The organism is Streptomyces sp. CAU 1734 (genome assembly GCF_039888735.1).
Lineage (GTDB): Bacteria > Actinomycetota > Actinomycetes > Streptomycetales > Streptomycetaceae > Streptomyces.
This window is the reverse complement of the sequence record NZ_JBDQQP010000017.1, coordinates 95,284-114,774: the sequence shown is the minus strand read 5'-3', so window position 1 is coordinate 114,774 and position 19,491 is coordinate 95,284. Positions and strand designations below refer to the sequence as shown.

The following is a 19,491-nucleotide window of genomic DNA, read 5'->3' as shown; positions in this document are numbered from 1 at the left end:
GGGGCCGTTCCATGACCGGAGACACCATGATCATCCTCGGCCTTGTGCTATTGATCATCGGCCTGGTGGCAGGCATCGGCATTCTGTGGACGATCGGGATCATCCTGATCGGGATCGGCGTCGTGCTGTGGGTCCTGGGAGCCCTGGGACACGCGGTGGGAGGCCGGCGCCACTACTGGTAGCCGGACACCCCGCCCCGGGCCGGCCGCGAACCCCGGGCCGGCCGGCCGCGAACCCCGGGCCGGCCGGCCGCGTGAAGAGCGTTCCGCCGGGCAGGCGGAAGAGCGACGCGAAGACCGGGTGTGCCGAACGAGGCCCGCCCGCACAACGCCCCTTCCCCGATCCGGCCCGCCCCGTGGGCACACCCGGTGACGGCCCGGGGGCGCAGGCTGCGAGGTGCACATGCTCGATGTGATGACGCGGAACGAGACCACGGGCGGCCGGCTGCTGGCGCCATGGACGGTGTACGGCCCACAGGAGGACACCCTGCTGCTGGCCCGGGCCCTGGACCGCGAGATCGTGGCGGCGGGCACGGCCGTCCTCGACATGGGCACCGGCACCGGCGCGCTCGCCCTGGCCGCGGCCGGGCGGGGCGCCCGTGTCACCGCGGTCGACACCACCTACCGCGCCGTCCTCACCGCCCGGCTCAACGCCCGGCTCGCCCGGCTGCCCGTCGAGGTGCTCCACGGTGACCTCTTCGCCCCCGTCGCCGGCCGCCGGTTCGACCTCATCGTGAGCAACCCGCCCTATGTCCCGGCACCCGGGCCCGGCGCCCGCCCCCACGGCGCCGCGGTGGCCTGGGACGCCGGCGCCGACGGACGCCTCCTGCTGAACCGGATCTGCCGCAGCGCCCACACGGCACTGCGCCCCGGCGGTGTGATGCTGCTCGTGCACTCCGCGCTGTGCGGCGTCCCGCCGACCCTGGCGGCGCTGGAGCGGTCCGGCCTCCGCGCCGATGTGGCCGACCGGTCCGAGGTGCCCTTCGGCCCCGTGCTCCGCTCGCGCCGCGCATGGCTGAGGGAGCGCGGACTCATCGGTGTCCATGAGGAGAAGGAAGAGCTGGTGATCATCCGTGCCGAACGGACCCGCTGAGCAACCGCCCGCGGAGGCACCTCGCGGGCGACCGCGCCGCGTCACGGTGACGGGAGACGGGCCGGTTCTCGTGGAGGGCCCTGTGGAGGTCGTCCTGGACGACGGCAGCACCGCGGTGTCGGACCGGTTCACCGTCGCGCTCTGTGTCTGCCGCCGCAGCCGCACCCTCCCGTGGTGCGACACCAGCCACCGGCGACGGGAGAAGAGGCACACCGGATGACCACCCCCGCACAGGACGATCCCGGCCCCGCGCTGCCCCACCCCCGGGGCGAACTCTCGCACGCCGTCCTGGCGGCGCTGACCCTCCCGCCGGGAACGCCCCTGCCGGAACAGGTGACACCGGCGGCCGACCCGTACGGGGACGATCTGCAACTGGCGCTCCACCTCTGCTACGAACTGCACTACCGCGGCTTCGCCGGCGTCGATCCCCGGTGGGAGTGGGATCCCGGGCTGCTGCGGCTGCGGGCCGGGATCGAGCACCTCTTCCTCTCCGCGCTCCGGGCCGACGCCGGGCCGCCCAGGAGCGCCGAGGAGGCGCTCGCCGGCATCCTCGTCGAACCCGTCGACGCCCGCGGCCCGTCCCATTTCCTCAAGGAGGAGGGGGAGCTGTGGCATTTCCGGGAGTACGCGGCCCAGCGCTCCCTCTACCACCTCAAGGAGGCCGACCCGCACGCCTGGGTCATTCCGCGGCTGACCGGCCGCGCGAAGGCGGCCATGGTGGCCGTCGAGTACGACGAATTCGGCGCCGGACGGGCCGAACGCGTCCACGCCCGGCTCTTCGCCGATCTGATGGCCGGCCTCGGCCTGGACACCGCCTACGGGCACTACGTCGACTCGGCCGTCGCGGAGATGCTGACGAGCGTCAACCTCATGTCCCTCTTCGGTCTCCACCGGGCGCTGCGCGGAGCGCTGGTGGGCCACTTCGCCGCTGTGGAGATCACCTCGTCGCCCGGCTCCCGGCGTCTCGCCCAGGGCCTCGAACGTGTCGGCGCGGCGCCCGCGGCCGTCCACTTCTACGCCGAGCACGTCGAAGCCGACGCGGTCCATGAGCAGATCGTCCGCCGGGACGTCATCGGCGGCCTCCTGGAAACCGAACCCTCGCTCGACCGGGACATCGCCTTCGGCATCGACGCCACCGAATGGGCCGAAACCCGGCTCGGCGACCATCTGCTCACCGCCTGGAGGGCCAGCCGCACCTCACTGCGCCCGCACCCGGCGGACGGCGCCTGAGCACTCGCGGCACGGGCCGCGGGCCCGCCGGGCTGCCGTCGCCGGGGCCGCGGGCCGCGCCACCCCCGGACCGCGACTCTCCCGGGGCCGCCGCGGAGGCCCGGACGGTCCGCACCGGATCGGGACTCCGCGCGGGCGACGGCGCGAGGCATTCGTATGGTTCGCGGCCGCCCGGCAGGCAGATTTCCGCACCCCGGGGGCAGTATGTCTTGTTATGGAACGATCTTTGCTCTCGCAGAGGGAGGCCGCCGCGGCGTGCGCGGTCTCGCTGTCCACGATCCGCCGCCGCCGGGAGAACGGCGGCTTCCCGGGCGCCCGCCAGGATCCGGTACGGGGATGGCTGATCCCCGCGGAGGAGCTGCCGGCCATGGGCGCGCCGCTGAACACTCCGGCGCCGGCGGTTGAGCCGTCCGGTACCGAAGGGGCGGGGGACAGGACCGCCCCAACCGGGCCGGACGCCTCGCCCCCGGACATCGGGCGGTTGCGCCGGGAGCTGGCCGACGCACTCTCCCAGCGGCGACTGGCCGAGGCGGAGGTACGTGTGCTGAGCGCCCGGATCGCCGCACAGCGGGAACATCTGGAGGACCTCCGGCGCCTGCTCTTCGGCGGCGCGCCCGGCTGGGTGCCCGCTCCCGGGCCCGTACGGACGGCCGGCGGCGTCCTTTCCTTTCCGCCGGCGCGACACCGGCCGGGACGGCCCCGGCCGTGGCGGCGACTCCGCCGCCTCTGGCCGGGAGGCCGCGACACCGGCCGGTGGTGGGAACGGCGTGGTGCCCGGCCGGCTGTCGGAACCGGCGAACCGGGCCGGGGCCGTCCCGGTGAGCTGTGCGCGGACCCGGGCGGAGGCATCGTGTGATGCCCGCGGGATCGAGGTCGTTTCTCACGGATCGGGCTGGATCGGGGAGCGGGGGCACCTCCCGGGACCGGGCCGGGGAGCTCGCTGCTCGCACGGTCGACAAGGAACGCGCCCGGGCCGGAGAGTCACGGACGGCGAGCCGGACCTCCACGCGCGATCCGAAGTCCGCGCCCGAGCGGGGCGGGCAGCGCTCCAGCGGCGGAGCGCGGGGCCCGACCGGGGAACAGCACTGCGCGGAGGCGAGGAAGAAGAACACCGACGGCCGTTCCACCATGAACACACGGGAACTCAAGCGCGCACTCGGCCGATGAGCCGGGCCGGCTCGCGGGGACCGCACGGCCGTCCGTCCGGGCCGCCGGGCATTCGCGTGGGCACCCGCACGGCCGCCGCCACTCCCCGGCACCGGCACCGACGGGGACACGGCTCCTCGTGAACACCCCCCGCCTCGCGTCCCCGCCGCCGGACGCGCCGACGCCGCTCAAGAAGGCCCTCACCACACCGCTGCTCTACTTCTTCATCGTCGGGGACGTCCTCGGAGCGGGTGTGTACGTCCTGGTGGGCCGGGTCGCGGCCGACTCCGGGGGCGCGGTGTGGGCGCCCATGGCCGTGGCGCTGTGCCTGGCCCTGCTGACGGCCGCCTCATACGCCGAACTCGTCACCGCGTACCCGCGCGCGGGCGGCGCTTCCCACTACGCGACCCTGGCCTACGGCCCCTTCGCCGGATTTCTGGCCGGCTTCTGCATGCTCGCCGCCGGTGTCGTGTCGGTGGCCGCGCTGGCCCGCGGCTTCGCCGGTGACTATCTGTCCGAGTTCGTTTCGCTCCCCGCGGCTCTCACCACGGCCGTGTTCCTGGTGGCGCTGGCGCTGCTCAACGCGCGGGGCATCAGCGAATCGACGCGCGCCAATGTCGTCGCCACCGTCATCGAGCTCGGCGGACTGCTGCTCGTGACCGGTCTCGGCTGCTGGATCGTTCTCCGCGGCGACGGCGACCCCGGAAGACTCACGGAGCTGGGAACCACCGATCAGGGGCCCGGTGCGGCCCTGCTGAGCGGGGCCGTGCTCGCCTACTACTCATTCCTCGGATTCGAGACCTCCGTCAATGTGGCGGAGGAGACCCGCGACCCCCGGCGCGCCTATCCGAGAGCGCTCTTCGCCGCCCTATTCACCGCCGGCGTGGTGTACCTCCTGGTCGGTGCCGCCGCCGCGGCGGCCGTGCCCACCGGGGAACTGGCGGACTCCAGCGGGCCGCTGCTCGAAGTCGTACGCGCCGCCGGCGGCGTCCCCCCGGGGCTCTTCAGCGTCATCGCCCTGGTGGCGGTGGCCAACGGAGCGCTCCTCTCGGGCATCATGTGCTCCCGGCTGGCGTACGGCATGGCGCGGGACCGCCTCCTGCCCCGCTTTCTGTCGCGGGTGCTGCCCGGCCGGCGCACTCCCTGGGCGGCGATCGTCACCACCACCGCGTTCTCGCTGCTCCTCGCGATCACCGGCGATGTGGCCACCCTCGCGTCGACCCTGGTCCTGCTCCTGCTGGTGGTCTTCTTCCTCGTCAACACCTCGGCGCTCGTGCTGCGCCGCACCGCGTCCGCGCGGGACCACTTCCGCGCACCGGCGGTCGTCCCCCTCCTCGGAGCGGCGTCCTGCGTGCTGCTCGCCACCCGGATCGAACGCGACGTCTGGATGAGGGGATCCCTCGTCCTCGTCCTGGGCGCGGTCCTGGGCGCGGTGGCCGCCGCACGCCTGCGGCACAGCCGGTGAGCGGCGCCCCCGCTTCTCTCGTGTCCGTGGTTCAGGTGAGGCGGATGCCGATGAGGGAGGTGTCGTCGTCGGTGTCGGAGGGGCTGTGGGCGAGGATGTCGTCGAGGAGCTGTTCCAGCGGCCTGCCGGGTCCACCCGCCGTGGTGAGCAGGTGGGCGAGGGAGTCATTGAGGGCGAGGCCCTTGCGTTCGATCAGTCCGTCGGAGTACATCAGCAGGGTGTCGCCCTCCTCCAGCCGCATCTCCTGGTCCTGGTAGGTGACATCCGCCACCGCTCCCAGGAGGAGTCCGCTCCCCAGCGGGAAGGTGCGGGCTTCGCCGTCGCGGATCAGGACGGGCGGCAGATGCCCGGCGCGGGCCCAGCGCAGAACGCGGGTGCCGGGGTCGTAGAGGCCGCAGACGGCGGTGGCGGTGACCGGGTCGGCGAGGTGGTGGGTGACGAGGTTGAGCCAGGTCAGGAGCTGGCCCGGGCCGGCGCCGGTGACCGCGAGCCCGCGCAGCGCGTTGCGCAGTACGACCATGCTGGTCGCCGCGCCGATGCCGTGGCCCGCGATGTCGCCGACACAGAGCAGGATCCGCCCGCAGGGCAGGACGACGCTGTCGTACCAGTCGCCGCCGACGAGTGCCTGAGTGGCGGCGGGGCGGTAGCGCACGGCGACACTCAGCCCGGTCAGGTCGAGCGGCCCCTGGCTCGGGGGCATGATGACGTGCTGGAGCTGGAGGGCGAGGCGGTTGCGCTCCTCGACCTCGGCCTCGCTGTGGGCGAGCTGGTCGCGGGTGGCGTGCAGCGCCACCTCCGTCCAGTGCTGGGCGGAGATGTCCTGACAGGCCCCGCGCACCGTGCCGACGCGCTGCTCCGAGTCGAGGACCGGCTCGGCGACGACACGGATGTGCCGGGTGATCCCGTCGTGCCGCCGCAGCCGCAGCGTCACCGAGGCGGGACGCCGGTACCGGAAGAGCGTGTACAGGAACCCCTCGACGGCGTCCGTGTCGTCGGGGTGGGCGTGCGCGGCCAGGTCCCGCAGGGGCAGGGGCGCCGCGGTGGGCGGCCGGCCGTGCAGATCGAAGAGCTGGCTGTTCCAGGTGATCTCGCCGGTGGCCAGATCCTCCTCGAACCCGCCGATGCGTCCGAGGCGCTGGGCATGCTGGAGCAGGCTCGCCAGCCGGACGCTCTCGTCCTCGATCCGCCAGACGAGCACCAGGAATTCGCCGTGGCGGCTGACGCTGACATCGGCGACCGCGGTGAGGGGGATGTCGCCGACCAGCGCGGTGAGGCTCATGCGCCGGGCCCGGAAGGGCTCGCCGGTGGCGTGGACCCGCTCCACCTTCTCGTACAGGCCGCCCTCCTCGGCGGCCAGGGGGTATGCCTCCAGCAGGAGGGCGCCCCGGATGTGGGCGGACGGGCGTCCGGCGGGGTCGGTGAAGCCGCTGTTGACATGGCGGATGCGGAAGTCGGCGAGCCGCCGGCCGGGGTCGAGGTGCGGGGTGAGGAGGAGTACCGGGTCGCCCAGCCCCTCCGTGAGGTCGATCAGTTCGGTGAGGCCGGGCTGTGCCCCGGCCGCCGCGGCGGGCGCCGGCCGGGACTCCAGGGTGTGGGCGCACAGCTCGGCGAGTGCCTCGAACTGGCGCACGTTCCGCGGGGGTTGCGCGGGCAGCGGACCGGGCCAGCAGATCTCCAGCACGCCGTGCAGCCGGCCGCCGGTGCCGGCCGGGACGGCCATCCTGCCGCCCCGCGGCCAGGCAGACCTCCCCAGGGACGGAGCCGCCGAGTCCGCGAGACTGCCGAGGTGGACCGGTTCGCGCGCGTCCAGGGCCCGGCGGGCGAGGGTGGCTACCCCGGGCGGTACGTGGTGCCAGAGTGCCGCCTCCCCGGCGGTGAACCCGGCGGAGCCGGCCAGCGCGAAGGAGCCGTCCCCGGCCGCCGTCCAGATCGCCACCGCGCATGCGCCGAGCGGACGCAGCGCGTTGTCGAGGAGGGCGTGGGCGATGGCCTGGGTGTCGTCGGCCGCCAGGACGCCGCTCTCCGCCGTCCGCAGCCGGACCGCGGTGGTGGGCTCCGCCCGGCCGGCCGGATCGGGGGCGGTGCGCCGGCGGAACTCGGCGGCGACCCGGCTGACCTGGTCGCGGGCGGCCTCGTTGACGATGTCGGCGGCCAGCTCCAGCGGGGTGAGGCCGGCCCGGCCGGCGAGGGCGGCGAGCTGCCGGGCGGCCTCGGCCGGTCCGCAGCCGAGCCGCTCGATGAGAATGCCCTTGGCCAGCTCCGTCAGCGCGCGTCCGTCCGCCGCCGCCTGGGCCGCCCGGACCTCGCTCCGCAGGCGCTCCACGGTCGCCGCCAGCCGGCCGACGGGTGAGCCCGCCGCCGCCGAGCCGCCGGCCGCGGCGCACCCGGCCGGGACCGAGGGGAGGTCCGGGGTGTCCCGTGCCGCCGCCGGGTCCTGCGGGCCGGGTCTGCGGGAACTGCCTGTAGCGCTCACGATGGATCGATCCCTGAACTCTGGGCCGGAAGTCGTCGAAGGGCCGGGGAGGGCGACCGCCCGGTCCCCCTCAGTGCGTGGTGCCCCGAGGGGGGAGCCAGCGGCGGACGCAGTCGATGAGGTCGTTCGCGTCGACCGGCTTGGTCACGTAATCGCTCGCCCCGGAGGCCAGGCTCTTCTCCCGGTCGCCCGGCATCGCCTTCGCGGTCACCGCGATGATCGGCAGCTCGGTGTAGGCGGGCATCCGGCGGATCTCCTCCGTCGCGGTGTAGCCGTCCATCTCGGGCATCATCACATCCATCAGGATGAGGTCGATCCGGGGATGGCGGACGAGGGCCTCGATGCCCCTGCGGCCGTTCTCCGCGTGCACCACATCGATGCCGTGGAGTTCCAGGATCCCGCTGAGCGCGTAGAGGTTGCGCGCGTCGTCGTCGACGACGAGAACCGTGTGCTCGGCCAGCGACGCGTCCACGGGCTGCGCCGCCAGCCGCCCCGCGTCCTCGGCGCGGATCAGCGCCACCACTCCGCCGGGCTCCTCGGCGGCCAGATGGAGCGCGATGCGTTCCCGCAGCTCGTCCAGGCTGGACAGCAGCTCCAGCGACCGGGTCTCGGAACGCCGCGCCAGCGCCTGCTCCCGGGCCGGGTCGAGACGCCGGCTGTTGTGGGCGAGGACGGGCAGCGCGGTGAGCGCGGGATCGCCGTCCATGTGCTCCAGGAAGCGCAGCGCCTGGTCACCGGGCAGACCCAGATCGAGGACCACGCAGTGCACCGGCTCGGCGGCCAGGGCGGTGGCCGCCTCCTGTGCGCCGGCCGCGGTGACCACCGCGGCGTCCGGCAGGTGATCGGCCCGGTCGTGCCCGGCCGCGAGGTCGGCCACGGCGCTCTCGGCGACGAGCGAGAGCAGCCCGTGATGGCGCTCCTCGATCACCAGCAGACGGCGCTGCTGCCGGGGCACCGCGGCGGGCTGCGCCTCACGGGGCGGCGGCCCGGCCGGGGCGGAGCGCTCCGCCCGGTCGTCGAACTCCGCCGAGGAGAAGGGAAGATAGAGAGTGAAGACGCTGCCCTTGCCGGGAGTGCTCCGCGCCGTCACCACGCCGCCGAGGACCTGGGCGATCTCCCGGCTGATCGACAGACCCAGTCCGGTACCGCCGTAGCGGCGGCTGGTGGTGCCGTCCGCCTGCTGGAACGCGCCGAAGATGACTTCGAGTTGCCGCTCGGCGATGCCGATGCCGGTGTCCTTCACCCGGAAGGCGACGACGGGCCCGCTGCGGTCGATCCCCTCGGGCAGCTCCGACTCCGCGGCCGGTTCGATACGGAGTTCCACGCTGCCGTGCTCGGTGAACTTGACGGCGTTGGAGAGCAGATTGCGCAGCACCTGCCGCAGCCGGGAGTCGTCGGTGACCAGCTCGGCGGGGGCGCCGGGCGCGGTGGTGATCGAGAAACCGAGGCTCTTCTGGGTGGTCATCGGGCGGAATGTCGCCTCGATCTCCGCGGTGAGCTGCCGCAGCAGGATCCGTGCCGGGTGGATGTCCATCTTCCCGGCCTCGACCTTGGACAGATCGAGGATGTCGTTGATCAGCTGAAGGAGGTCGGAGCCGGCGGAGTGGATGATCCCGGCGTACTCGACCTGCTTGGGGCTGAGGTTGCGGGTGGGGTTCTGCGCGAGGAGCTGGGCGAGAATCAGCAGGCTGTTGAGGGGCGTGCGCAGCTCATGGCTCATGTTGGCCAGGAACTCCGACTTGTACTTGGAGGCGAGGGAGAGCTGCTGGGCGCGGGTCTCCAGCTCCTGGCGGGCCTGTTCGATCTCCTGGTTCTTGGTCTCGATGTCGTGGTTCTGGGTGGCGAGGAGGGCGGCCTTCTCCTCCAGTTCGGCGTTGGAGCGCTGGAGTTCGTCCTGCTGGACCTGGAGCTCGGCGGAACGCGCCTGGAGTTCGCCGGTGAGCCGCTGCGACTCGCCGAGGAGCTCGTCCGTGCGCGCGTTGGCGACGATGGTGTTGACGTTGACGCCGATGGTCTCCATGAGCTGGTCGAGGAAGTCGCGGTGGACCGGCGTGAACGGAGTGAAGGAGGCCAGTTCGATGACGCCCAGCACCTGGTCCTCGACCACGATCGGCAGGATGATCAGGCTGCCGGGAGTCGTCCGGCCCAGGCCGGAGGAGATGACGTAGTCGCCCGGCACCTCGTCGGCGGCGATCGTACGGCGGCTGCGGGCGGCCTGGCCGACCAGGGACTCGCCCGGACCGAAGCGGCCGGTGACGCTGCCCGGCGGGCGTCCGTACCAGCCCACCAGGGTGAGCTCCGTGCCCCCGGCATGCTCGTCGGCGAGGTAGAAGGCGCCGTACTGGGCGGCCACCAGCGGGGTCAGCTCGTCCATCACGAGCTCCGCCACCAGGGACAGGTCGCGGTGCCCCTGCATGAGTGAGGACATGCGGGCGAGATTGGACTTGAGCCAGTCCTGCTCCTGGTTGGCCCGGGTGGTCTCGCGCAGCGAGCCGACCATGGAGTTGATGTTGTCCTTGAGTTCGGCGACCTCGCCGGAGGCGTCCACGGTGATCGAGCGGGTCAGATCGCCCTCGGCGACGGCGCTGGCGACCTCGGCGATGGCCCGCACCTGGCGGGTCAGGTTTCCGGCGAGCTCGTTGACGTTCTCGGTGAGGCGTTTCCAGGTGCCGGACACGCCCTCCACCTCGGCCTGGCCGCCGAGCCGCCCCTCGCTGCCCACCTCCCGCGCCACCCGGGTGACTTCGGCGGCGAACGCGGAGAGCTGGTCGACCATCGTGTTGATGGTGGTCTTCAGCTCGAGGATCTCACCACGGGCGTCGACGTCGATCTTCTTCGACAGGTCTCCGTTGGCCACCGCGGTGGTCACCTGGGCGATGTTGCGTACCTGTCCGGTCAGATTGTTCGCCATGGAGTTGACGTTGTCGGTGAGGTCCTTCCAGGTGCCGGCGACGTTGGGGACTCTGGCCTGCCCGCCGAGCCGCCCCTCCGTGCCCACCTCCCGCGCCACCCGGGTCACCTCGTCGGCGAACGCGGAGAGGGTGTCGACCATGGTGTTGATCACCTCGGCGAGCGCGGCGACCTCGCCCTTCGCCTCAACGGTGATCTTCTGCGACAGATCGCCCCGCGCCACGGCGGTGGCGACCTGCGCGATGGAACGGACCTGGCCCGTCAGGTTCGAGGCCATCACATTGACGTTGTCGGTGAGGTCCTTCCAGGTGCCCGACACTCCCCGCACGGTCGCCTGTCCGCCGAGGTTGCCCTCGGTGCCGACCTCGCGGGCGACGCGGGTGACCTCGTCGGCGAAGGCGGAGAGCTGGTCGACCATCGTGTTGATGGTCTCCTTCAGCTCCGCGATCTCGCCCCGGGCGTCCACCCGGATCTTCTGGGAGAGATCCCCCTGGGCCACGGCTGTGGTGACCTCGGCGATCGAGCGCACCTGCGCGGTCAGATTGTCACCCATGACATTGACGGACTCGGTGAGGTCCTTCCAGGTGCCGGAGACGCCCTTGACGTCGGCCTGTCCGCCGAGCCGGCCCTCGGTGCCGACCTCGCGGGCGACGCGGGTGACCTCGTCCGCGAACGCGGAGAGCTGGTCCACCATCGTGTTGATGGTGTTCTTCAGCTCCAGGATCTCGCCCCGCGCCGTCACATTGATCTTCTGCGAGAGGTCGCCCTTGGCGACCGCCGTCGCCACCTGTGCGATGGACCGCACCTGGGCCGTGAGGTTGCCGGCCATGAAGTTCACCGAGTCGGTCAGATCCCGCCAGGTGCCGGAGACGCCCTTGACGTCGGCCTGTCCGCCGAGCCGGCCCTCGGTGCCCACCTCGCGGGCCATCCGGGTGACCTCGTCGGCGAAGGAGGAGAGCTGGTCGACCATGGTGTTGATGGTGTTCTTCAGCTCCAGGATCTCCCCGCGCGCGTCCACGGTGATCTTCTGGGAGAGATCGCCCTTCGCGACCGCCGTGGTCACCTGCGCGACATTGCGGACCTGGTCGGTCAGATTGCCGGCCATGAAGTTCACCGAGTCCGTCAGCTCACGCCATACGCCGCCGACCCCGGGCACCTGCGCCTGCCCGCCCAGCCGCCCCTCGCTGCCGACCTCGCGGGCGACGCGGGTGACCTCGTCGGCGAAGGCGGAGAGCTGGTCCACCATCGTGTTGACCGTGCTCTTGAGCTCCAGGATCTCCCCGCGCGCGTCCACGTCGATCTTCTGGGACAGGTCGCCGCGGGCCACGGCGGTCGCGACCTGCGCGATGTCCCGGACCTGCGTGGTGAGGTTGCCCGCCATGGCGTTGACGGAGTCGGTGAGATCGGCCCAGGTGCCGGAGACACCCGGGACCTCCGCCTGCCCGCCGAGTGTTCCCTCGGTACCCACCTCGCGGGCCACCCGTGTCACCTCGGAGGTGAACAGGGACAACTGATCGACCATCCCGTTGAAGACGGTGGCGATCTCGCCCAGCAGTCCGTCGGCCTCACCGGGGAGACGGGTCCCGAAGTCCCCGTCCCGCACCGCGGTGAGCCCGGCCAGCAACTGCCGCAGCTCCGGCTCACCCACCCCGCCGGATCCGCCCGTCTCCCGCGGCCCGTGCTCCGTGCGCTGGGCTCCCGCTCCGGCCATGCCCCACCCTCCCGATCCCCTGGCCGTGCGGCCCGGCCGCCCGAGCGGACACCGCCGCCCGCACCGGCCCGAGCCGCCACGCGCCCGCACAGCAAATGAGTCTGAGGATACCCTCGCCCGTCCGCCGGTTCGGACGCTTTCCGCCCGTGCGCCGACGCCCGCGAAACCGCCCGGGTGACCCGGATCCGGCCGGGGGAGTACGGGACACTCCCGCCGGACGGCCCCTCCCCGAACGGGGAACCCGTCGGTGTGTCAGTCCAGTCGTATCGCGAGGAGGGCGATGTCGTCGTCCTTCTCCGTACCGAAGGCCCGCAGCAGCATGTCGCTCAGTGCCTCCAGATCGGCCGGGCCGGACGACACCGCCGCGACGAAGTCCCGGAGACTCTCGTCGAGGTCCCGGCCGCGTTCCTCCACCAGTCCGTCGGTCAGCATGATCAGACGGGCCCCGGGTGCCGTGTCATGGACGGCCGGCTCGGGGTGGGTCAGACCCAGCCCCAGCAGCGGGCCGTGATCCTGGAGGAAGCGGGCCCGCCCGTCCGGCTCCACCAGCAGCGGGGGAATGTGGCCGGCGTTGGAGAGATGGACGCGCCGCCCGCCGGGCTCGATGAGAATGAGGCAGAGCGTGGCCGTGATCCCTGGCCGCGAGTGCGCCAGCAGGGTTTCCAGCCGGGCGTGGAGATGGTGCGGGGGATGGCCCTCCAGGGCGTAGGCGCGCAGCGCGTGCCGGATCTCGCCCATCACCGTGGCGGCGGCCAGGGAGTGACCGACCACGTCGCCGATGGCGACGAGCAGGCCGGCGGCGGTCTCCAGGACCTCGTAGAAGTCGCCGCCGATCTCCGCGTTGGCGCTGGCCGGGACGTAGCGGACGGCCAGCTCGATTCCCGGGACCGAGGGGAGCCGGTCGGGCAGGAAGGTCTTCTGCAGGGCGAGCGCCAGGGAGTGCTCCTCGGCGTAGCTGCGCAGCGACTCCAGGGCCAGCGCCGAGGCGACCGCGAGCTGCTGGAGGAGCTCCCGGTCCTCCGTGCCGTGCAGTGCTCCGGCCGGGACCGCGATACAGAGCGGGGGCCGGCTTCTCTGGGTGCGGGCCACGATCAGGCAGACGTCCCCCCGCAGCGGATCGGACGGCATCAGGGCCCGCCACAGCGCCCGCGGGATCTCCGTGATCTCGGCGCCGGTGCCCGAGCCGAGCGCCTGGAAGGAGAGCCGGTTCAGCACATCGGGACGGGCGGGCGAGAGCCGGGGAGTCCCCGAGGGGCCCGGCACCGCGCTGTGCACCACCTGACCCTCCGGGGTGAGGAAGACGGCCGTCGCCGGACAGGACATCAGGGCCGCCGCACCACCGGTCGCGGCGGCGGCGAAGGAGTGGAACCCCACCGCCCTGTACACGTCCAGGGTGGTGCGGTTCAGTGTCCGCAGCCGCCGGGCGAGATGCTCCGCCCGTCGCCGCGCCCGGGTGTACCGGAGCGTCGCGGTGACCGTGGCCAGCATCTCGTCGCGGTCGATGGGCTGGTTGAGATAGGCGTCCGCACCGCCTTGGAGCCCCCGGGCGTGATCGTCGGCGCCGAGCGCCACGGCCGACACATGGATCACCGGCACATCCGCGGTGCGGGGGCTCGTCTTGATGGCCCGGCAGACCTCGAAGCCGCTCATGTCCGGCAGATTGACATCGACGATCGCGGCTTCCACCACGGGCGTACCGGGCAGCTCCAGCAGCTCCAGCCCGGCGGTCCCGTCCGGTGCCTCCAGAACGGTGTGCCCGGCGCGCCGGAGCCAGCTGCTCAGTACGTAGCGGTTGGTCGCGTCGTCGTCGATGACGAGCACGACGGCGGGCGCGCCGTCGTGTCGCGAGAACGGATTCATGAGCTGTTCTCCCGCCCGTCGTCCGATGGGTGGGCGCCGGGGGCGCCGGGGGGCGGCCGCACCGCCGCGAAGTGCGGAGCGGGGCGGGGTTCCGGCCCCGCGGCCGTGTACGGCAGGCGGAGTTCGACCCGGGTGCCCTGCCCCTCCACGCTGGTCAGCACCAGCGAACCGCCGAGCAGTTCGGCCAGGGTCCGGGCATAGGGCAGGCCCAGTCCGGTGCCCGGCCGGCCGCGCTGATGCCGCCCCGGCACCTGGTAGAACTCCTCGAACACCCGTTGCTGCTCCGCCTCCGGGATGCCGATGCCGCTGTCGGTGACGGTGAACGCCAGCCAGGAGCCATGCGGCTCCCCGACCTCGCCGACCGCCAGCACCACCTCGCCCCTCTCGGTGAACTTCAGGGAGTTGGAGAGCAGATTGCGCAGAATCCTGGCCAGCAGCACCTCGTCCGTGACCACCGGGGGAAAGCCGTGCAGATCGGGCATGCTCAGCACGACACCGCTCGCGCGCGGTGTGCCGGCCAGCACACCGCCGAGCTCTCCGATCAGCGCGTGGAGATCGACCGCCTCCGGCCGGACCTCCAGCTGCCCGGACTCCGCCTTGGCGACGTCCAGCAGGTCGTTCACGAGGGACAGCAGGGTCTGTCCCGAGGCCGCGATCATGGAGAGCTGCCGGTGCTGCTCCTCGTCGAGCCTGTTCGGCCCGGGTTCCAGCACCAGCCGGCTGAGTCCGACGACCGAGTTGACCGGGGTGCGCAGCTCATGGCTGACATGTGTCCAGAACCGGGTCTTGGCCGCGCTCGCCTCCCGCAGCCGGCGCGATTTGTCCTCCAGTTCGGTGTGGAGGGCCACCACACCGCTGTTGGTGGTCTCCAGCTCCTGCGACAGCTCCGTGTAGAGCGCCATGACGCCCCGGTTGGTCTCCTCCAGCTCCTCGTTGAGCCGGCGGAGTTCCTCGCTCTGGGCGCGGGTCTCCTCCAGGGTGGCGATCAGGTCCCGGGTCTGCGCGCGCAGATCCTCGGCCATGGTGGCCGGAGCCGTGCGCCGGAGGGCCTCACGGAGGCTCCTCCGGCGCACGGCGGAGACGGAGCCCGCCGGAACCGGCTGCTCCAGGACGAGCCGGTTGCGGGACGCGGCGGCCGTGTGGCGGACCCGGTGCACCAGCCGGGTCGCCAGTTCCAGCGCCTCCGGGGCGGGTTCGGTGCCCGCGTCCCACCGGAAGGTCACCGCCAGGGCCGGTTCACCCTCCTCGTGCAGTTCGAAGGTGGCGGTGAGTCCGGCGGCGCCGAGCCTGTCCCGGCCCAGTTCGCTCAGGGCGGTGGCCAGCCGCACCTGGTCCCGGCGTTCCATCCGCAGCAGTTCCGCGGCTTCCTGACCGCTGCGTCTCAGTGAGAAGACGTCCTGCGCGGAGGTGATGGGCACGGTCAGCAGGTGCCCCGGATCGTCAGGTGTCACGTCACCATGCTCCCTTGACGACGACGATTCCCGCGTCGTCGCGCCGTACCGCCGCCTCCCTGAGCAACTGACTCGCGATCACCGTGGGACCGTGTCCGAGGACGCCGGGCATGGTGTCCAGGGTCCAGCGTTCCGTCAGTCCGTCCGAGTGGAGGACCAACGCGCCGCCCGGCACCATCGGCTGCTCGAAGGTGCGCAGCGTGCGCATCTGGTGCCCGACGATCCCCGGCGCGGACACCAGGCTCTTCCGGGTACCGGGGCCGACGACGAAACCGCTGACATTGCCGACGCCGCAGAGCAGCACACGCCCCCGGTCGGGCTCGATCCGCGCGACGGCGACCGCACCGCCGCGGGTACCGCGCAGCGCGGCGTGGACCTCGCGCATGACCGCCTCGGGGTCACTCGACGCGGAACGGCGGAAGGCGCCCATGGCGGCCTCACCGGCCCGCGCGGCGAGCGGCCCGTGTCCGAGCCCGTCGCAGAGGATCGCGAGCAGCGCGCGCCCGTCCCCGGTGCCGTTCCCGCTGTCGCCGGCCCGTACCGCCCAGGTGTCGCCGCATACCGTCTCACCGCTGATGGGACGGGTGATACCGGCGGCCACGGATTCCGGGGGGACGGCGGCCCGTACGTCCCGGCGGTTGCGGGGCCAGAACTGCGCGGCCATCACGGTGCCCCTGCCGGGCACCGAGTGGACGTCGAAGACATCCGCGAGCCGGGCCACGGCGCCCAGCCCGATGCCGAGCGTGCCCGCCGTGGAGACCCCGTCGGAGAGCGCGGCGCCCACATCGGCCATACCCGGCCCGGCGTCCACGGTGACGAACTCCACCGCGGCGCTGCTGTCCGTGCGCAGGGCGCGCAGGGCGAGCGACCCGTCGACGGCGTGGCGCTGGAGGTTGGTCGCCGCCTCGGTGACCGCCAGCGCGACCTCTGACACCCGATGGGGGTCGAGTCCGATACGGCGGGCGAGAGCGGCGGCGGCGCCGCGGGCCGAGGCGGGGAGCACGGGATCGTCCCGGAACCAGGCGATGTCCTCGCACTCCACCAGGGTGGGCCGGCTCACCGTGCCCACTTGACCAGTGTCACGGTCGTGCCCTGCCCCACCTCGGTGTCGAGCAGGAACTCGTCCACCAGCCGGCGGGCGCCGCTCAGTCCGAGTCCCAGACCGCCGCCCGAGGTCCAGCCGTCGGTGAGGGCGAGGTCGATGTCGGGGATCCCCGGCCCGGAGTCCTCGAAGACCGCCCAGGCCCCGATCCGGCCGGTGCCCCGTACCGGACCCACCCGTACGACCCCGCCGCCCCCGTACACCAGGGTGTTGCGTGCCAGTTCGCTGGCGGCGGTGACGAACTTCGTCTGGTCGACCAGGGAGAGCTTGCACCGCTGCGCGAGCTCCCTGGCCAGCCGGCGTACCCGTACGACATCGTCGTTCGCCACGATCGGCATGGTCTGCGGTTCGCTTTCGGGAGCCCAGCGGCTGTTCGTGCCCGGCCCGCTCATGTCCGGCCCGCGCTGCTCCGCCTCAGGAGGGCGAGCCCCTTCTCCAGGTCGAGAGCGGTCCGTACACCCCCGAGTGACAGGCCGAGTTCGACAAGCGTGATAGCCACGGCCGGGCGCATGCCCACCACCACCGTCTCCGCGTCCAGCATGCGGGAGATGGCGGCGGTGGTCGCGAGCATCCGTCCCACGAAGGAGTCGACGATCTCCACCGCGGTGATGTCGATGATCACCCCCCGGGCGGAGCGGGCGACGATCTGCTCGGCCAGGTCCTCCTGGAGGTTCATCACGGTCTGGTCCTCCAGGTCGACCTGGATGGATACCAGCAGGACCTCCCCGATGCGGAGGATGGGTACGCGTTCGGTCATCGCGGGGTGTCCTTGCGGGCGACCATTTCGACGCCGGACTTCCGCAGCGCGAGCTGAAGGGCGTCGGCGAGGCTCGCCTTGGTCACGATGTCACCGAACTCGATGCCCAGCGCCACGATGGTCTGGGCTATCTGCGGGCGTATCCCGGAGACCGTGCACTCGGCGCCCATCAGACGGGCGGCCACGATGGTCTTCAGCAGATGCTGCGCCACCTGGGTGTCGACCGCCGGAACGCCGGTGATGTCGATGATCGCCTGCTCGGATCCGGTGTCCACCAGGGCCTGGAGCAGCTTCTCCATCACCACCTGGGTACGGGCCGAGTCGAGGGTGCCGACCAGGGGCACGGCGATCACCCCGTCCCACAGCTTGACCACCGGAGTGGACAGCTCCAGCAGCTGATCCGCCTGCGTGACGATGATCTCCTCGCGGGCGCGCGTGTACGTCTCGATCGTGAAGAGCCCCAGATCGTCCAGGAGCCGGCTCAGCCTCAGATACGCCTGGACATCCGCCGCGGTCCCGCTCGTGAGAACCGGCTCCAGGACCTGCTTGAGAGCGAAGACGCTCAGCGCCGTCTCGCTGGGGGTGAACCCCTGACGGGCGCGGTTGCGCGACAGCTCCGTGAGCAGGGCGCGCAGCTCCGACAGCTCCTCGCCGTGGGCGTGTTGGGCACCCGCGCGCAGCGCCTCCACCAGAGCCGCGTACAGCTCGCGCAGTTCCCGGTCGAGTTCGGCTCTGCTGATCCGGCCGGAGAGTCCCCGGGAGACATCGGCGACCCACTGGGCTGCCCGTTCCTCCTCGCCGGTGGAGAGCAAGGTCACCAGCCTGGCCGAAATGTCTTGCTTTGCGACCATGGCCACTCCTTGGGCGTTAATTTGTACGATTGCACGATCCTGTTGCGCAGCGTACGACATGGGGAGCGTGACGAGATGCGCTCCGTCCGCCGGTCACCTGCCGGCGGCGTCGCTCATCCCTGCTCATCCCTGCTCTTCCATGCGAACTGCTTCCCCCGGATACCCAGCTGATCCGGTCGGCTATTCCTGTGACGGTGATCACATGTGCGAGGTGTCCGGGCGCCACTCCTCGGACGGCCTCCGCGGCGGACGGGGCGAACGCTCCGCTGCCCGGAAGCCGGAAGGATCCGGTCCGGGCTGCGGTCGCTGCCAGGGGCCCGCTCAGCGGGTGGTCACCCGGAAGGTGCTGAGCACCGCCTTGTGGTCGGTCGGCCAGGTCCAGGTGGGTTCCCGGAACCGGTCCCGGCCCGTCTCCTTCACCCGCTCGCTGCGCACGATGGTGGTGGACGGTCCGACGATGACGCTGTCGAGCAGGCGGATCCGCCGGTCGGGGTGGTAGAAGACGAAGTCGATCCGGTCCCGCTCGTCGGCCTTCGGCGCCCAGGTGAGCGCGCCGACGTCGGCGCCCGGGTTGTCGCTCGGCCAGGTGAAGCCCGGCCTGCGGACGGGGTCCGGGTGGATCACGCGGTAGCTGTCGCGGAATCCGGCGTCCTCGATCGCCCTCGTCGTCGACCACGGGACAACGGCGCCGTTGTGGTCGAACAGGTTCCGGGTCCGGCGGTCCCAGTCCCGGTGGGAGGGCTCGTTGAAGTCGCCGGCCAGCAGCGTCAGCCGCCCCTTGGCCCGCTCCTTCGCGGCGTCCGCGAGGACCGTCCGCGTCACCTTCGTGCGTCCCGAGGCGGCGTTGAGCCGTGTGATCAGGCCGGCGTCGGTGATCGGGCCGGTCGGGATCTCGCCCCAGCCGTACTCGGAGGTCTCCAGGGGCGACGGCGTGCCGCCGCCGTAGCCGCGCGGCAGGTAGTTGACGTAGTAGCGGTACTCCAGATGCCCGGAGTACGCCGCGACCTCGGTGCCGCCGACCGAGACGACCGCCTTCGACCAGTACGGGAAGGACGCGTGCTCGATGATCGGGTAGCGCGAGATCACCGCCGGATCGACCGGGTTCCTGTTGTCGAAGTAGGTCAGCCCGCGCTCGGCGAGATCGGCCAGGAGATCGGCGACCCGCTGCGGGTTCGACTCGCTGAGCATCACGATGTCGGGCCCGACCGCGGCGATGGTGTCCGCGATGCCCGCCCGGCCGCCCGGCACCCGGCTGCCGCCGAGCCAGATGTTGAACTGGAGGACCTCGAGTGTCCGGCGTGAGGGCCCGCGGTGCCTCCGGGCGTCCTGTGGGGCGGCCTCGGCCGTCCCCGCGGCCAGTACTCCCGCTCCGAGGGTCGCGCCGACCATTCCGAGCAGTTCGCGCCGCCTGACCATCTGTGACCTCCATTGATTGCCCGCGTT

The 19,491-nt window shown here is 72.3% G+C and carries 16 protein-coding genes; 7 read left to right on the top strand and 9 right to left on the bottom strand.

All coding sequences use genetic code 11. The annotated features are described in order from the left end of the window. The first annotated feature begins 26 nt into the window (after positions 1-26). From AAFN69_RS28540 to AAFN69_RS28510, 7 genes are all read left to right on the top strand, one after another. Positions 27-182, top strand: a complete 156-nt coding sequence (locus AAFN69_RS28540) for a DUF6131 family protein (RefSeq protein WP_347731792.1) — start codon at positions 27-29, stop codon at positions 180-182. A gap of 232 nt (positions 183-414) precedes the next feature. Next, the gene (locus tag AAFN69_RS28535; RefSeq protein ID WP_347731731.1) at positions 415-1,092 is read left to right on the top strand and encodes a HemK2/MTQ2 family protein methyltransferase; all 678 of its coding nucleotides are present in this window, start codon (positions 415-417) and stop codon (positions 1,090-1,092) included. Continuing rightward, a complete protein-coding gene (locus AAFN69_RS28530; protein ID WP_347731730.1) occupies positions 1,073-1,312 on the top strand; it encodes a CDGSH iron-sulfur domain-containing protein in 240 nt (79 codons plus the stop codon). Before AAFN69_RS28535 ends, AAFN69_RS28530 begins: the two co-directional genes overlap by 20 nt. After that, complete coding sequence (locus tag AAFN69_RS28525; protein WP_347731729.1) at positions 1,309-2,322, top strand: iron-containing redox enzyme family protein; 1,014 nt, start codon at positions 1,309-1,311, stop codon at positions 2,320-2,322. Before AAFN69_RS28530 ends, AAFN69_RS28525 begins: the two co-directional genes overlap by 4 nt. A gap of 214 nt (positions 2,323-2,536) precedes the next feature. Continuing rightward, entirely contained in the window at positions 2,537-3,178 is a 642-nt protein-coding gene (locus AAFN69_RS28520; RefSeq protein WP_347731728.1) for a hypothetical protein, read from the top strand. Beyond that, on the top strand, positions 3,178-3,489 hold the full coding sequence (locus tag AAFN69_RS28515; RefSeq protein ID WP_347731727.1) for a plasmid stabilization protein: 312 nt from the start codon (positions 3,178-3,180) through the stop codon (positions 3,487-3,489). The genes AAFN69_RS28520 and AAFN69_RS28515 overlap by 1 nt, the downstream gene beginning before the upstream one ends. Before the next feature lie 118 nt (positions 3,490-3,607). Then, positions 3,608-4,933, top strand: a complete 1,326-nt coding sequence (locus tag AAFN69_RS28510) for an APC family permease (protein ID WP_347731726.1) — start codon at positions 3,608-3,610, stop codon at positions 4,931-4,933. Positions 4,934-4,964: 31 nt separating this feature from the next. On the opposite strand, the gene AAFN69_RS28505 is transcribed toward AAFN69_RS28510, so the two are convergent. The 9 genes from AAFN69_RS28505 to AAFN69_RS28465 form a co-directional block, all read right to left on the bottom strand. After that, the gene (locus AAFN69_RS28505; RefSeq protein WP_347731725.1) at positions 4,965-7,406 is read right to left on the bottom strand and encodes a SpoIIE family protein phosphatase; all 2,442 of its coding nucleotides are present in this window, start codon (positions 7,404-7,406) and stop codon (positions 4,965-4,967) included. 70 nt (positions 7,407-7,476) lie between these two features. Further along, positions 7,477-12,027 carry a HAMP domain-containing protein gene (locus AAFN69_RS28500; protein ID WP_347731724.1) on the bottom strand — a complete coding sequence of 1,517 codons (4,551 nt, stop codon included), beginning with the start codon at positions 12,025-12,027 and terminating at the stop codon, positions 7,477-7,479. Between the two features lie 252 nt (positions 12,028-12,279). After that, entirely contained in the window at positions 12,280-13,887 is a 1,608-nt protein-coding gene (locus tag AAFN69_RS28495) for a fused response regulator/phosphatase (RefSeq protein ID WP_347731723.1), read from the bottom strand. Then, the gene (locus AAFN69_RS28490) at positions 13,884-15,338 is read right to left on the bottom strand and encodes an ATP-binding protein (RefSeq protein ID WP_347731722.1); all 1,455 of its coding nucleotides are present in this window, start codon (positions 15,336-15,338) and stop codon (positions 13,884-13,886) included. The genes AAFN69_RS28495 and AAFN69_RS28490 overlap by 4 nt, the downstream gene beginning before the upstream one ends. Before the next feature lies 1 nt (position 15,339). Continuing rightward, positions 15,340-16,407 (bottom strand): ATP-binding protein, encoded by a 1,068-nt coding sequence (locus AAFN69_RS28485; protein WP_347731721.1) that lies wholly within the window; start codon positions 16,405-16,407, stop codon positions 15,340-15,342. Further along, a complete protein-coding gene (locus tag AAFN69_RS28480; protein WP_347731720.1) occupies positions 16,395-16,832 on the bottom strand; it encodes an ATP-binding protein in 438 nt (145 codons plus the stop codon). The genes AAFN69_RS28485 and AAFN69_RS28480 overlap by 13 nt, the downstream gene beginning before the upstream one ends. Next, the gene (locus tag AAFN69_RS28475) at positions 16,829-17,197 is read right to left on the bottom strand and encodes an STAS domain-containing protein (protein ID WP_347731719.1); all 369 of its coding nucleotides are present in this window, start codon (positions 17,195-17,197) and stop codon (positions 16,829-16,831) included. Before AAFN69_RS28475 ends, AAFN69_RS28480 begins: the two co-directional genes overlap by 4 nt. Beyond that, positions 17,194-18,048 (bottom strand): STAS domain-containing protein, encoded by an 855-nt coding sequence (locus tag AAFN69_RS28470; protein WP_347731718.1) that lies wholly within the window; start codon positions 18,046-18,048, stop codon positions 17,194-17,196. The genes AAFN69_RS28475 and AAFN69_RS28470 overlap by 4 nt, the downstream gene beginning before the upstream one ends. 321 nt (positions 18,049-18,369) lie before the next feature. Then, the gene (locus AAFN69_RS28465) at positions 18,370-19,464 is read right to left on the bottom strand and encodes an endonuclease/exonuclease/phosphatase family protein (RefSeq protein WP_347731717.1); all 1,095 of its coding nucleotides are present in this window, start codon (positions 19,462-19,464) and stop codon (positions 18,370-18,372) included. Positions 19,465-19,491 lie beyond the last annotated feature (27 nt).